Here is a 15,216-nt window from a genome sequence, read left to right as displayed (position 1 = left end):
AAAAATCATTGAAAATAGTGTAAATTATTTGTTTCTTTGTATTTATTAAGAATGATTATAAACAATAATAAGATGATTAAAACAGATATACTTATAATAGGAGCTGGGCCAACTGGTTTATTTGCCGTTTTTGAGGCAGGATTATTAAAATTAAAATGCCATATATTAGATGCTTTACCTCAAGCAGGTGGGCAACTATCAGAATTATATCCAAAGAAACCTATCTATGATATTCCTGGATTTCCAGAAGTTTTAGCAGGAGATTTAATTGATAACCTACAAGAACAAATTAGACAATTTGAGCCAGGTTATACATTAGGAGAACGTGCAGAAACAATCGAAAAACAAGAAGACGGTAGTTTTATTGTAACCTCAAATAAAGGAACTAAATTTCACGCACCAGTAATTGCTATTGCTGGAGGTTTAGGAAGTTTTGAGCCACGTAAGCCACTTATTGAAGATATCGAGTTTTATGAAAATAAAGGTGTAAAATACTTCATCAAGAATCCAGAAAAATTCAGAGATAAAAGAGTTGTAATTGCCGGAGGAGGAGACTCAGCTTTAGACTGGAGTATATTCCTTGCAAATGTAGCTTCAGAAGTAACTTTAATTCACCGTAGAAACGAATTTAGAGGAGCACTTGATTCTGTAGAAAAAGTACAAGAATTAAAAACAGCTGGAAAAATTAAGTTAATTACACCAGCAGAAGTAATCGGAATTAATGGAGCAGAGCATATTGAGTCATTAGATATCGAAGAAAACGGAGCACACCGTAAAATCGAAACAGATTATTTCATTCCACTTTTCGGATTAACACCAAAGTTAGGTCCAATCGGAGACTGGGGATTAGAAATCGAGAAAAATGCCATTAAAGTAAATAATGCATTAGATTACCAAACTAATATTCCAGGAATCTTTGCAATTGGAGACGTTAATACTTACCCAGGAAAACTAAAATTGATTCTTTGCGGATTCCACGAAGCAACACTTATGTGTCAGGCGGCATACCAAATCATCAATCCAGGTAAAAAATATGTACTTAAATATACAACCGTTTCTGGTGTAGACGGATTTGACGGAACTCGTAAAGAAGCTCCAAAAGCAGTTGTTAAAGCGATTGTTTAATTTTTAAGGTGCTAAGAAACTAAGTTTCTAAGGAACTAAGATTTTATATATAAAGCTCAAACCATAAATGGTTTGGGCTTTTTTTTGTTTACAATATATCAATCCCAGCGGGATATCATATTTATAGAATTAAAAATATTTGTTGGCAGAAACCCCATCGGGGTGACATATCAATATAACGATAAAATTAAAATATCGCTCTGCTGGAGCTTTTAAGAACAACATTACCTATAGTTTTAATCTTAGTACCTCAGTATCTTAGCGTCTCATAAACTTAAAAAAACGACCTTTTTTTATTACTAATTAGACTTTTGCAAACTAAAATTCAAGAAGCGTTATTCATAACTTTATTGAGTAAAAAAGATTTAAAATAGCAAAAGGTATAAATGAAAAACAAGATAATTATATTGTTAGTTTCCTGCAGTTTCTTAGTAAGTTGTAAAGAATCAAAAAAGGATATTATTACAGTAAAGCCAAAAGAAATAAGTGCAAAAAAAAGCTTGCCTCGCCTTATCGATGACCCGAAACTTGAGAATGAAAAGATTCTTATTTATGCCGGAGATAGTAATGATTCTTTTGTTATTTCTAAAAATAAATTGAATAAAATTGAGCAGCTTTTTCCTGTATTCAAAGCAGAACTTCCCTTAAATCCAAATGATTCATACAAAGGGAATGAATGGAGGAATTATATAAATCAGGATGGGAAAGAGGAAACTATTACATTTGGGAGTGAATCAGATAGAGATCGTTTTTGTTTAATTTATACCTATTATCTTAAGCAAAAAAATGGCGAAGAAAAATTTAGAGTAGAAAGAGAAAAACTAATTCAAATGTACCGAGCAGTTAACGAACTTTACGGGGGATTGAATTATGGAGGAACATATTTTGGACATCAATTTGAAAGGCTACATGCAGATGCGGAATATTCTATTTATCGATTATCACTTGACAAAGAATATTATGATAAGAAGTATGATTTTCAGAAACAGAAAAAACTATATATACAATCCTTAACTCAATATGTTGCGGACGAAGAAAGTCAGGATCCCTATCAAGATAATTCAACTGATGGCAAACAAAAAAGTGCAGAAAGAGCAAAAAGGCTTCAAGAAAAAATAGATATTTTGCAAAAACTAATAACAAACTATTTCTATTTAAACGAAGTGCAGAAATTTGAAATGAACTATTATAAGTAAAACAGTTATGGGAGATTGGTTTGAAGAATTATCAGAAGAAGAGAAACAAGAAATCGAAATAGGGCTTTATCAGGCAGAAAACAACCAATTTGTAAATCATGAAGATGTTATGGAAATTTTCCAAAAATATAAACAGAAAAATACCTAGAGTTTTAAACTTAGTAGCTTAATACGATATGATTTTTTTATAAGATATAATTCCATCGGGATGGATATTTAATAATCAAAATTACTATATCGCTCCGCTGGAGCTTTCGTTGAATGATACCCTTTTCCGGCTATAATTATTATACACCGTTAGAGCTTTTAGTATAAAAAACATATTGAGTAGTCTAAACTCAGCACCTTAGTATCTTAGCTTCTCAACATCTTTTAAAGAAAACTTAGAGCCTTAGTAACTTAGTCTCTCAGAAACTTTTAAAAACACTTGCAATTGTTAGCGCTATGTGTTTACTTTGCACTGTTCATATTTTTATTGAAAGTTATCACGAAAGGCGGAGGGATAGACCCATTGAAACCTTAGCAACCCTTTATCATAAAGAAGGTGCTACATTCTACTTTATACATTTACAGTATTAAAGATAGATAACACATAATACAGCAATGTATTTCTCAAAACTTTTCTTGACAAACTTATCGACATTAACTGAATAAAATTTCAGTATCAGCAGCGAATTATTGGCGCATTTTTGCCCATAACATTCCCGCTTTCCGCTATATCTTTTTTTCTGAACTCCAGAAAAAAAGGATACCGCTGCACTCGGGGCTAAAAAGCTATGATAGTGAATTTTTGGAATTATTAAATAAAAGCTTTTACGCCTTAGTGTGATTGCAAGAAAAGAAAAAACATGCCAACAATTCAAGAAGTAATTAAAAAAAACATACTCGTGCTCGATGGAGCCATGGGAACAATGTTGCAACGCTATAATTTCTCAGAAGAAGATTTTCGTGGAGAACGTTTCAAAGATTTTCCACATCCCTTAAAAGGAAACAACGATTTACTATCCATAACACAACCACAAGCAATTCGCGATGTCCACGCCGCTTACTATGAAGCGGGTGCCGACATCGTAGAGACCAACACATTCTCGGGAACAACAATTGGTATGGCCGATTATTTTCTGGAAGATTTGGTCTACGAATTAAACTACGAGTCGGCTAAACTTGCGAGAGAAGTAGCAGATGAGTTTACAGCCAAGAATCCAGATAAACCACGTTTTGTAGCTGGATCAATCGGGCCAACAAACCGTACAGCAAGTATGTCACCAGATGTAAACGATCCGGGATACAGAGCTGTAACGTTTGATGATTTACGAATTGCCTACAAACAACAAGTAGAAGCCTTAATGGATGGAGGTTGTGATTTATTATTGGTAGAAACCATCTTTGATACATTAAACGCTAAAGCAGCACTTTTTGCAATCGAAGAGGTAAAAGAAGAACGAAATATCGATATTCCAATCATGGTATCAGGAACAATTACCGATGCTTCAGGAAGAACACTTTCAGGGCAAACGGTAGAAGCTTTCTTGATTTCGGTATCACATATTCCGTTATTAAGTGTAGGATTCAATTGTGCTCTTGGAGCCGATTTATTGAAACCATATCTTAAAACATTAGCACAACATACAAGCTTTAATGTTTCGGCACACCCAAATGCAGGATTACCAAACGCATTCGGACAATATGACGAAACACCAGAACAAACACAAGCATTTATCAAAGAATATTTAGAGGATAATTTAATCAATATCATCGGAGGATGTTGCGGAACAACTCCGGATCATATCAGGTTAATTGCTGAGGTTGCGAAAGATTATAAGCCACGTGTAGCGCCTGTATTTGAGTAAATGTTTACGATAGCATGGGATTTTAATCTACGCTGTCTAAATTACAGATAGATGTTTTTAAAGTAACTCGGTAACTTAAAAAAGAAATGGGAACATTAAAGGAGGACATAAGAAAACAATCGGACTGGATTATTAAGGCTTTTGAAGTTGATGGATACAAATTAGATTTTTCAATCGCAAGCTTAATGGAAATTGATCTTTTTTTTGAAAAAAATTTAGTCGATGGAAGACCAAAACGTAGAGGAAGATTGTCGAAAAACTATGGTGGCATTATATTTTCGATTTCTTCTTATGTTGCAGAAACCTTAATTAAAAATGTTTCAGGTTCTAAATTGATTACGAACGATAAAGATCCGCGTGGAGAAATTAATTTTTCTATTGAATTTCCTGATGGAACGGTTTGTTGGCCTGGTCAAAGAATAATTAAAAGAATACAAAATGGACTTGAGGATGGTGTTTATCTTTATGGTTATGAATTAACAAAGGGATATATTTCAGAAAAATTCGATGATAATTTTTGGAATATAGGAAAGAAAACAAATGATGTAGAAAGTGTAAAACCTTGGTGGAAATTTTGGTAAATCTACACTATCTACGGAGTAATGAAAAATGAATTTTTAAAAGAACTCATGAAACCGAGTTCGCGTGAGGGATAGAAGCGGCTAGCCCACAGCCTGACGAAGGAAGTGCGAGGACTAATAGCGGATAGCCCGACCCTTGGGACACGCCAAAATAAAATTAAAAAAAGGAGAGACCTACAGGGTTTTTAAAACCTTGGAGGATTATAAATAAAGAATAAAAAAACTTAGTACCTAAAAAACTTAGGGACTTAGTAACTTAAAGAAAATGGCAGAAAATAGAAGAGACCTTGTATTAGCAGGATTAGAACCATTAATTATTACGCCAACAAGTGTTTTTGTAAACATAGGTGAACGTACGAATGTTACGGGTTCAAGAAAATTCCTTCGCCTAATCAAGGAAGAGAAGTATGACGAGGCACTTGATATTGCAAGACAACAAGTAGAAGGAGGAGCACAGATTATCGATATTAATATGGATGAAGGAATGCTTGATGGAGTTCAGGCTATGACAAAATTCCTGAATTTAATAGCATCTGAACCCGATATTTCGAGAGTGCCAATTATGATTGACAGTTCGAAATGGGAAATCATCGAAGCTGGTCTAAAAGTAGTACAAGGAAAAAGCGTTGTAAACTCAATCTCTTTGAAAGAAGGTGAAGAAGCCTTTATTCACCATGCCAAATTAATTAAACGATACGGAGCGGCAGCTATTATTATGGCTTTTGACGAAGTAGGTCAGGCGGATAATTTTGACCGTAGAGTCGAAATCTGCCAGCGTTCATATGATATTTTGGTTAACAAAGTTGGTTTTCCTCCACAGGATATTATTTTCGATTTAAATATTTTCCCAGTTGCAACCGGAATGGAAGAACATCGCTTAAATGCTTTGGACTTTTTTAGAGGTACAAAATGGGTTCGTGATAACTTGCCACATGCGCATATTAGTGGTGGTGTAAGTAACGTTTCATTCTCTTTTAGAGGAAACGATACAGTTCGTGAAGCGATGCACTCGGTGTTTTTATACCACGCGATTAAGAACGGAATGACAATGGGAATTGTAAATCCAGAAATGCTTTCGATTTATGATGATATCCCTAAAGATTTATTAGAACATGTTGAAGACGTAATTCTTGACCGACGTGATGATGCGACGGAAAGACTTTTGGATTTTGCTGAGAATGTAAAAGGCGAAGTAAAATCAGATGAAAAAGCAATTCAGGAATGGCGTTTAGGAACCGTTCAGGAACGTATCACGCATTCATTGGTAAAAGGTATTGATGCTTTTATAGAAATAGATGTCGAAGAAGCACGTTTGGCAGCAACAAAACCAATTGAAGTTATCGAAATCAATTTGATGACGGGAATGAATGTTGTAGGAGATTTATTCGGAAGCGGAAAAATGTTCTTGCCACAGGTAGTAAAATCGGCACGTGTGATGAAAAAAGCCGTAGCATATTTATTGCCATATATTGAAGCAAGTAAACAAGCTGGGGACAAACAAGGAAATGGAAAAATATTGATGGCAACCGTAAAAGGTGACGTTCACGATATTGGTAAAAACATCGTTTCGGTGGTTTTAGCTTGTAATAACTACGAGATTGTAGATCTTGGTGTTATGGTGCCTCCAGAAAAAATTATTGCTGCTGCGATAGAACATAATGTTGACATTATTGGACTAAGCGGATTAATTACACCATCGCTTGACGAAATGGTGTATTTAGCAAAAGAACTAGACAAACAAGGAATTAAAATTCCGATTATGATTGGTGGGGCAACGACTTCGCGTGCACATACAGCCGTGAAAATTGCTCCACAATACAGAGAAACTGTAATTCACGTAAACGATGCTTCGAGAGCCGTTACCGTGGCAGGAAACTTATTAGATCATAACCGTAAGATATATGCAAGCGATATTCGTGCAGATTATGATGCGTTTAGAGAAACGTTTTTAAATCGTTCGAGAGATAAAAACTTCCTAACGATTGAGCAAGCACGTAAAAATAAATTACAATTGGATTGGGCAGAATATATTCCGACTAAACCAAAAGTGATTGGAGCTCAGATTATCGAAGTAGAACTGGATGTTTTGGTTCCGTATATCGACTGGACACCATTTTTTAGAACTTGGGAATTGTTCGGGAAATATCCGGCAATCTTAACCGATGAGGTTGTGGGTAAAGAAGCAACATCAGTTTTTGCAGATGCTCAGGCGATGCTGAAAGTAATTTTGGCAGAGAAAAAACTAACAGCAAAAGGTATCTACGGTATTTTCCCTGCGAATCAGGTTGATGATGATGATATCGAATTGCGTGATGAAAACGGAAAAGTTCTAGAGAAATTCTTAACACTTCGTCAGCAATCACAAAAAACAAAAGGTGCACCAAATATTGCTTTATCTGATTTTATATTACCAAAAGACTCAGGAATTACAGATTATATAGGAGCATTTTGTGTTACAACCGGTTTTGGTGTTGACGAATGGGCAGCTGAATTTGAAAAAGATCTTGATGACTATAATTCGATTATGGTAAAAGCATTAGCCGATCGTTTTGCTGAGGCTTTCGCTGAATATTTACACGAAAAAGTACGTCAGGATTTCTGGGGTTATGATGCCGAAGAATCGCTTTCGACAGAAGATTTGATCGAAGAAAATTACAAAGGAATTCGTCCTGCACCAGGATATCCTGCTTGTCCGGACCACTTAGAGAAACCAACAATCTGGGAACTCTTAAATGTAGCCGACGAAATAGGAGTAACCTTAACAGAAAGTATGGCAATGTGGCCAGCTTCATCAGTTTCAGGATATTATTTTGGGAATCCGAAAAGTAAATATTTCGGACTCGGAAAAATAAAAGAAGATCAAGTGGTAGATTACGCCAAACGACGCAATGTACCAACAGATTATGCAGCAAAGTGGTTAAACCCTAATATAGCAGATTAATTGATTTTATGATTTTAGAGTTCAGATTTTAGATTTCAGCTCTTTATCATAATTTAAAAAATAAAGAAGATAATTGATTTACGTTTTTTGATTTCAGATTTTTTACACAAACAACTCAAAACACATAATTCATAATTCATAACTCTAATAATGAAAGTAACTAAACATATAGAAAACGCCAACGGAAATACATTGTTTTCATTTGAAATTATTCCGCCGCAGAAGGGGAAAAATATTCAGGAATTATACGATAATATCGACCCGTTAATGGAGTATAATCCTCCGTTTATAGATGTGACCACATCTAGAGAAGAATATATTTATATTGATAAAGGCAACGGATTATTGGATAAGAAATTAACCAGAATGCGTCCGGGAACGTTGGGGATTTGTGCTTCGATAAAACATAAATACAATGTAGATACTGTTCCGCACGTACTTTGTGGAGGTTTTACGAAAGAAGAAACCGAATATCTGTTAGTAGATTGTAACTACTTAGGAATCGATAATGTGATGGCTTTGCGTGGTGATGCCATGAAAGACGAACAATATTTTATGCCTAAAGCTGGCGGAAATTGTTACGCAGTCGATCTTGTTGCGCAAATTTACGAACTAAACAAAGGAAAGTACTTACACGAAGTAATGGATATTGATAACAGACCAGACTTTTGTATTGGTGTTGCAGGATATCCAGAGAAACATTTAGAATCTCCATCACTAACTTCTGACTTAAAAAGATTAAAAGAAAAAGTGGATGCCGGTGCTGATTATGTCGTAACCCAAATGTTTTTTGACAACTCAAAATACTTTGAGTTTGTAAAAAGAGCGCGTGAAATGGGAATTACAGTTCCTATTATTCCAGGGATTAAGCCAATCGCAGTTCAGAAGCATTTACAGGTTTTACCACAAATTTTCCGCATCGATTTACCTGAAGATTTAATTATTGAGGTAGATAAATGTAAAAATAATGCCGAGATACGACAAGTAGGGATCGAATGGGCAATTCAGCAATCACTTGAGCTGAAAGCAGCAGGAGTTCCTGTTTTGCATTATTACTCAATGGGGAAATCTGAAAATATTCGCCAAATAGCCAGTAAAGTTTTTTAAATTTACTTCTTTAAAAAGTACCACTTTGTCATTGTGAGGTGCGAAGCAATCCTATTTTAGTATGTCTTTGTAGTTAATAAGGTTGCTTATTACTAGTATGATTGCTTCGTACCTCGCAATGACTTTGAACTTAATTTTTAATTGTAAAAATTTTAATGATTATGGAAAAAGAAGAATTACAAGCAATCGCATCTCAATTAAAAAGACCTCAAGGAGAAAAAGGAATTGCGATGGCTAATAATATGCATGAAACGAATATCAGCATGACGCTTAGTTCAATCAGAAATCTTGCAATCTCCCAAGATGATAAGATACTAGAAATCGGTCATGGTAGTGCCATGCATTTAGATTATATAATGCAGCAGAGTACCGATTTAAAATATTACGGGCTCGAAATGTCTGAGCTTATGTATACCGAAGCACAAAAAATAAACAAGCAATTTGTAGATAACAAAAAAGCAGAATTTGTTTTGTATGACGGAAATACAATTCCATTTCCTGATGCCTATTTCAATAAAATATTTACTGTAAACACGCTATATTTTTGGCAAGAGCCAGTAAAGTTTCTTTTAGAAATATATAGAGTATTAGACACTAAGGGAATCTTTAGCCTAACATTTGCACAGGAAAGTTTTATGAAGAAACTTCCGTTTACCGAATTTGAGTTTAATCTTTATGATACCCAAAAAGCAGAGAAGCTAATCAGCCAAACACCTTTTAGGATTATCGATTCAGAAACGTTAACCGAGAAAATAAAAAGTAAAACAGGAGACCTTGTAGATAGAGAATTTACAACACTTGTTTTACAAAAAGAATAAAAATTAGAGTAGCATTCAAGAACTCTTTTTTGGCGTAATTTAATTGATTTTTAAAATACTAATGCTTTTTAATTATGGAGACTAAAAAAATCAATTTTATAAAAAATTATAGTAGCATTCTTTTGCTTCTGGGAGGTATAGTTGCGGGGAGTATTTTAGGATTAGTTTTTGGTAAAGACATTGAGATTATAAAACCACTGGGAGATATCTTCCTGAATTTACTTTTTACAGCAATTATTCCGTTAATCTTTTTTACGATAACTTCCTCTATTGCCAATTTAGAGAAAACAGAAAAACTCGGAAGATTATTTGTTGTTATGATTGCCGTTTTTTTAGGAACACTTCTTATTTCGGCTATTGTAATGATTATAGCTGTTTATATTTTTCCTATCCATCAGAACATTATAGTTTCTAAAGTTCCATTAGAGAATATCGCAACAGGAAATGTAGGCGACCAAATAGCACAATTACTCACGACGAATGATTTCTACGAATTATTGTCACGAAAAAGTATGTTGGCACTTATTATTTTTTCATTTTTAATCGGTTTTGCAACTTTGCAATCAGGAGAAAAAGGAAATAGTTTCAAGAGTTTTTTAGATTCTGGAAACGAAGTGATGAAACAGCTTTTAAATATGATCATGAAATTAGCTCCAATAGGTTTGGGAGCTTATTTTGCCTATCAGGTTAGTTTTTACGGGCCACAATTGTTTGGAGTTTACGCTAAACCTTTAGGGATTTATTATGGAGCGTGTATCTTTTATTTCTTCGTATTCTTTAGTTTATACGCTTTTATAGCTGGAGGAAAAAGAGCCTTTGTTGTGTTCTGGAGTAATAATGTTGCACCAGCACTTACAGCTATAGGGACCTGTAGCAGTATTGCAACAATACCAGCTAATCTTGAGGCCGCCGAAAAAATGAAAGTTCCTGCACATGTCCGCAACGTGGTTATTCCGCTAGGAGCGCCATTGCACAAAGACGGTTCGAGTATGTCATCAATCTTAAAAATCACCGTATTATTTACCATGTTCGGGAAAGATTTTACGGAGCCCAGTACGATACTTTTGGCATTAGGAATTACCGTGATCGTTTCTATAGTAGAAGGCGGAATTCCAAACGGTGGATATATCGGCGAAGTCTTGGCGATAACAGTTTATGGTTTGCCAATGGCAGAAGCATTACCAGTTGCCATGATTTTAGGAACACTTGTAGACCCGATAGCTACTTTACTAAATGCAAATGGCGATGTGATTTCGTCGATGATGGTTTCCCGGTTTTCGGAAAAAACCAAATGGTAAAAAATTAATCTTCAATTTATTTAAACCATATAAGCGATATAAATTCATTTAAGTTTTGCGCTGATGCTTCGCTTATATTTACTTATATCACTTACATGGTTACTTTTTATCACAATATTAAAGATATAACGCTATCCTTTAATAGTTAAGGATTACTTCTGTATAACTGCTAATTTTATTTAAAACTATAATAACTAAAATGAATAACACACTTCAACAAGATTTAAACAATATAGAAAATATCCTTGAGCAAGTAAAACAACAAGGAATTGAGTTTTTAAATTCACTGGATTCAGTTCCAACATCTAGCTCAAATAGCATGACAACCGACCGAAATCTTAATCAAACAGGATTAGGCTCATTATCGGCTTTGGATGAATTTAATCAACGATTAGCGCCAATGATGATTGCGTCGCCAGGACCAAGATACTTAGGTTTTGTAACAGGTGGGAGTACTCCAGCGTCGATAGTTGGAGATTGGTTAACGACAATTTACGATCAAAATACACAAGCAGTAAAAGCACAAGGAGGCGTTTCGGCTTTAATAGAAATTGAGACAATTAATTTATTATTGCAATTGCTTGATTTGCCAAAATCATTTCTTGGCGGATTTGTAACTGGAGCAACAATGTCTAATTTTACTTCTCTGGCAGTTGCAAGACAATGGTTTGGAAAACAGTTAGGAAAGGATTTTGCTAAGAACGGAGTTTCTGAACCTATTACGATCTTTTCAGCTACGCCACATTCCTCTTCTATAAAATGTTTGTCGATGTTAGGAATTGGGAGTCAGAATTTCACTAAAATAAAAACAATCGAAGGAAACCGTGAAGCTATAGATGTAGCCGATTTAGAACGAAATATTGAAGCCTTAAGCGGAAAACCATTTATTGTAATAACAAGTGCAGCAACGGTAAATACTGCCGATTTTGATGATTTTGTGGCAATAAATGAACTGAAGAAGAAATATACATTCTGGTGGCATATTGATGCTGCGTTTGGAGGATTTGCTGCTTGTTCTCCTAAATACAAGCATTTGGTTAACGGTTGGGAAAATGCCGATAGTATTACCATCGATTGTCATAAATGGCTTAATGTGCCTTACGAAAGTGCTTTTTATTTGATAAAAGAAGAACATAAAATATTACAGATAGAAACATTTCAAAATTCTAATGCTCCCTATTTAGGAGATCCGTTAGAGAATTTTAGTTTCTTAAATTTTTTACCTGAAAACTCGAGAAGATTAAAAGCTTTACCAGTTTGGTTTTCTTTATTGGCCTACGGAAAGGAAGGATATCAGGATATAGTCGAAAATAGTGTTGACTTGGCTTTGCAATTTGATGCCTTTATTACAGAGAACGAAAGCTTTGAGTTATTAGCACCAACGAGACTAAATAATGTTTGTTTTACCTTATCGGGAGAGCTTAATCAGGAAAAAGTAAATTCATTCCTGACACATCTTAATGATACTGGAAAAGTATTTATGACACCTACTGTATATCAAAACCGTAAAGGAATCCGTGCTTCATTTGTAAACTGGAGAACAAGCGAAAAAGACATTGAAATTATCATAGAAGTAATGAAAAATATTATTGATGAATTGAAAATATAAGTAAAACATACATAGATTTTTTAGAAAGTAGCCCGTTTAATTTTTTAAACGGGCTACTTTTTTATGGAATAAAAAGTTAAATACAATTGAAAATTTCTGCAGATTTAATAGAATTTGGTCTTTTCTGTCGATTTTTCAACTTGTCTAATTTAGAATAATTCTAAAAAAGATTCCTTTCCTTGAAATAAATGTAGGTTAAAAGTTAAATACTATACTTATTTAGAATAATTAAAAATAGTTTTGATTCTTGAAGGTCTAAGAGTTAATTTTGTCATAAATTAATCTTCATATCAATTGTTCATTTTTAATTTAAAGTTAATGCGACTACATAAAACAGGAATTCTATTACTGATTTTAATGACCACAATTCAGGTCTTTTCACAAAAAAATAAATCAACCATATCAGGAATTGTTATTATAAACAATCAAAAGCCAGGTGAAGCGGTTTCGGTTGCTTTAAAAGGAACAGCTTATGCTACACTTACCAATAGTAAGGGGGAATATAAGATTAGCGCCGAGCCAGGAGATTATGTTCTGGCAGTTACTTATGTAGGTTATAAAACAATCTATACTTCGATTACTTTATTGAAAGGCGGAAAAGTAGTTCCCAATATTACGATGGAAGAGGATGTGGCATCTTTAAACGAAGTAGCTGTAAAAGGAAGGTCTAAAGTACAACGAGCACGAGAACAAGCGTATAATATTAGTTCCGTAGATCTTAAAAAAGTTTACAATACATCTGCCGATTTAAATCAGATTCTTAATAAAACGACCGGAGTACGAATCCGTGAATTTGGAGGAATGGGATCTGCTTTCAATTTTACTTTAAATGGATTTTCGGGTAATCAGGTTAAGTTTTTTCTAGATGGTGTTCCTATGGATAATTATGGTGGAGCTCTTACACTAAATAATATCCCAGTAACAATGGCAGAGAGAATCGATGTGTATAAAGGCGTTGTTCCTGTAGAGTTAGGTACAGATGCATTAGGAGGTGCCGTTAATGTAATAACCAATAAAAATGTAGATCGTTATGTGGATGCCTCTTATAGTTATGGTTCATTTAATACACACAGAGCGGCAATAAACACAAGATTTTCGGGTAGAGATGGATTTATTGCAAACATTAATGCTTTTGCAAATTACTCTGATAATGATTATAAAGTTGATGTGAGCCTTGTAAATAAAGAAAATTTAAGCTTTTTACCAGAACAAAAGTTCAAACATTTTCACGATGCCTATAAATCGGGAACGATAATGGGAGAAGTAGGATTTAAGAATAAAAAATATGCCGATTACTTACTTGTAGGTTTTGCCATGGCTGGTAATAATAAAGAAATTCAACAAGGTAGGTCCATGTTAAAAGTAGTTGGACAGGCATTTTCAGATAGCCAAAGTTTTATTTCTTCTTTAAAATACAAAAAAAGCAACCTTTTTACTAAAGGATTAACTGTAGATTTTAATACAACTTATGCATTAGTAAACAACCGTTTGGTAGATACCTCATCGAGAATATATGATTGGGCTGGAAATTATACCTACAGAAAATTTGCAGGAAAAGATGATAAAGGAGAACTGGGTGATAAACAAATATTTGTTTATGATGAAGAAAATTTACAAGCAATAGCAAATTTAAAATATCAGATTAATGAGCAACATTCCCTAGTTGCAAATTATTCTTATGTAGGATATAAACGTAAAGAGTCTGATGATTATTTAATAACAAAAAAACACAGAGATCAAGATATTGATAAAAACATTTTAGGACTGGGCTATAACTTCAGTGGATTAGAAAACAAGTTGGCAATTTCAGTTTTTGGTAAAATGTATGGGTTCAGCAATCAAATGGTTGACCAAAAAGGAGAAAAAATTTCTTCATCATCTACTAATTACGGTTACGGTAGTACAGCTGCCTATCATATAACAGATCAATTTCAGGTAAAAGCGTCTTATGAGCATTCATACCGATTACCAACTCCACTAGAAATGTTAGGGGATGGAGCCAATATAACTCCAAATATGAATTTGAAACCTGAAAATAGTGATAATCTTAATTTCGGACTTGGTTTTGTTACTCACAGAAACAAACATCTTTTTGGAGCGGAATCTAGTGTAATTTATAGAAAAGCCCGAGATTTTATTAGAGAAAGAGTCGAGGGAGATAAAGCTCATTATGAAAACATTCAAAATGTACAAATAACAGGTATTGATGGCGTTTTACGATATGGATATAGTGATTTACTGTCTTTTGAAGTAAATGCTACGTATCAAAAAAAATTGAACAAAAATAAATTTATAGTTGGAACCACTATTCCAGATAATTTATATGATGCGCAAGTACCAAACGAACCTATCCTTTTTGGTAATGCTGATTTAGGATTAAATTTTAAGAATGTTAAATACAAACACGATAGACTTTCGGTAAATATTAGCGCAAATTATATTGATGATTTTTATTTGGCTTGGCCAGTATTAGGAGAATTAGAAACTAAAAAAACTATTCCAGAACAATTTACCCAAAGTGCCATGATTTCTTATTCTCTTTTAGATGGTAAATACAACCTTGCTTTTGAGTGTAATAATATTACCGATGTAAAGGTGTATGACTACTATAACATTCAAAAACCAGGAAGATCTTTTAGTGTTAAGTTCAGATACTTTCTTCAATAATAAAATCAATTTTAATAATAACCC

The 15,216-nt window shown here is 34.0% G+C and carries 11 protein-coding genes and 1 riboswitch; all 11 genes read left to right on the top strand.

What is annotated here, in order from left to right; translation table 11 throughout:
• The first annotated feature begins 72 nt into the window (after nt 1-72).
• On the top strand, nt 73-1,125 hold the full coding sequence (locus tag IW20_RS05960) for an NAD(P)/FAD-dependent oxidoreductase (RefSeq protein ID WP_035619802.1): 1,053 nt from the start codon (nt 73-75) through the stop codon (nt 1,123-1,125).
• A gap of 386 nt (nt 1,126-1,511) precedes the next feature.
• Nucleotides 1,512-2,321, top strand: a complete 810-nt coding sequence (locus tag IW20_RS05955) for a hypothetical protein (protein WP_035619801.1) — start codon at nt 1,512-1,514, stop codon at nt 2,319-2,321.
• A 7-nt stretch (nt 2,322-2,328) separates the two neighbouring features.
• Entirely contained in the window at nt 2,329-2,469 is a 141-nt protein-coding gene (locus tag IW20_RS26185) for a hypothetical protein (protein ID WP_165571406.1), read from the top strand.
• A gap of 331 nt (nt 2,470-2,800) precedes the next feature.
• A riboswitch (SAM riboswitch) is annotated at nt 2,801-2,913 on the top strand.
• Between the two features lie 256 nt (nt 2,914-3,169).
• Nucleotides 3,170-4,171 carry a homocysteine S-methyltransferase family protein gene (locus IW20_RS05950; protein ID WP_035619800.1) on the top strand — a complete coding sequence of 334 codons (1,002 nt, stop codon included), beginning with the start codon at nt 3,170-3,172 and terminating at the stop codon, nt 4,169-4,171.
• Between the two features lie 86 nt (nt 4,172-4,257).
• Nucleotides 4,258-4,752 (top strand): hypothetical protein, encoded by a 495-nt coding sequence (locus IW20_RS05945; protein ID WP_051885593.1) that lies wholly within the window; start codon nt 4,258-4,260, stop codon nt 4,750-4,752.
• Nucleotides 4,753-5,017: 265 nt separating this feature from the next.
• On the top strand, nt 5,018-7,693 hold the full coding sequence (gene metH, locus IW20_RS05940; RefSeq protein WP_051885592.1) for a methionine synthase: 2,676 nt from the start codon (nt 5,018-5,020) through the stop codon (nt 7,691-7,693).
• A gap of 150 nt (nt 7,694-7,843) precedes the next feature.
• A complete protein-coding gene (gene metF / locus IW20_RS05935) occupies nt 7,844-8,800 on the top strand; it encodes a methylenetetrahydrofolate reductase [NAD(P)H] (RefSeq protein ID WP_035619798.1) in 957 nt (318 codons plus the stop codon).
• A 161-nt stretch (nt 8,801-8,961) separates the two neighbouring features.
• On the top strand, nt 8,962-9,618 hold the full coding sequence (locus IW20_RS05930; RefSeq protein ID WP_035619948.1) for a class I SAM-dependent methyltransferase: 657 nt from the start codon (nt 8,962-8,964) through the stop codon (nt 9,616-9,618).
• 74 nt (nt 9,619-9,692) lie between these two features.
• The gene (locus IW20_RS05925; protein ID WP_035619797.1) at nt 9,693-10,916 is read left to right on the top strand and encodes a dicarboxylate/amino acid:cation symporter; all 1,224 of its coding nucleotides are present in this window, start codon (nt 9,693-9,695) and stop codon (nt 10,914-10,916) included.
• 199 nt (nt 10,917-11,115) lie between these two features.
• Entirely contained in the window at nt 11,116-12,525 is a 1,410-nt protein-coding gene (locus tag IW20_RS05920; RefSeq protein ID WP_035619796.1) for a pyridoxal phosphate-dependent decarboxylase family protein, read from the top strand.
• A gap of 318 nt (nt 12,526-12,843) precedes the next feature.
• Nucleotides 12,844-15,192 (top strand): TonB-dependent receptor, encoded by a 2,349-nt coding sequence (locus IW20_RS05915; protein WP_035619794.1) that lies wholly within the window; start codon nt 12,844-12,846, stop codon nt 15,190-15,192.
• The last annotated feature ends 24 nt before the right edge of the window (nt 15,193-15,216 follow it).

Origin of the sequence: Flavobacterium hydatis, assembly GCF_000737695.1 — a bacterium.
Lineage (GTDB): Bacteria > Bacteroidota > Bacteroidia > Flavobacteriales > Flavobacteriaceae > Flavobacterium > Flavobacterium hydatis.
The sequence above is the reverse complement of the archived record's forward strand: the minus strand, read 5'-3'. Positions and strand labels throughout refer to the sequence as shown.

What these genes read in the sequence shown, in the direction of transcription:
- IW20_RS05950 (WP_035619800.1), top strand. Translation starts at nt 3,170, where the DNA reads ATGCCAACAATTCAAGAAGTAATTAAAAAAAACATACTCGTGCTCGAT.
- IW20_RS05915 (WP_035619794.1), top strand. Translation starts at nt 12,844, where the DNA reads ATGCGACTACATAAAACAGGAATTCTATTACTGATTTTAATGACCACA.
- metF (WP_035619798.1), top strand. Translation starts at nt 7,844, where the DNA reads ATGAAAGTAACTAAACATATAGAAAACGCCAACGGAAATACATTGTTT.
- IW20_RS05955 (WP_035619801.1), top strand. Translation starts at nt 1,512, where the DNA reads ATGAAAAACAAGATAATTATATTGTTAGTTTCCTGCAGTTTCTTAGTA.
- IW20_RS05945 (WP_051885593.1), top strand. Translation starts at nt 4,258, where the DNA reads ATGGGAACATTAAAGGAGGACATAAGAAAACAATCGGACTGGATTATT.
- IW20_RS05930 (WP_035619948.1), top strand. Translation starts at nt 8,962, where the DNA reads ATGGAAAAAGAAGAATTACAAGCAATCGCATCTCAATTAAAAAGACCT.
- IW20_RS05920 (WP_035619796.1), top strand. Translation starts at nt 11,116, where the DNA reads ATGAATAACACACTTCAACAAGATTTAAACAATATAGAAAATATCCTT.
- IW20_RS05960 (WP_035619802.1), top strand. Translation starts at nt 73, where the DNA reads ATGATTAAAACAGATATACTTATAATAGGAGCTGGGCCAACTGGTTTA.
- IW20_RS26185 (WP_165571406.1), top strand. Translation starts at nt 2,329, where the DNA reads ATGGGAGATTGGTTTGAAGAATTATCAGAAGAAGAGAAACAAGAAATC.
- metH (WP_051885592.1), top strand. Translation starts at nt 5,018, where the DNA reads ATGGCAGAAAATAGAAGAGACCTTGTATTAGCAGGATTAGAACCATTA.
- IW20_RS05925 (WP_035619797.1), top strand. Translation starts at nt 9,693, where the DNA reads ATGGAGACTAAAAAAATCAATTTTATAAAAAATTATAGTAGCATTCTT.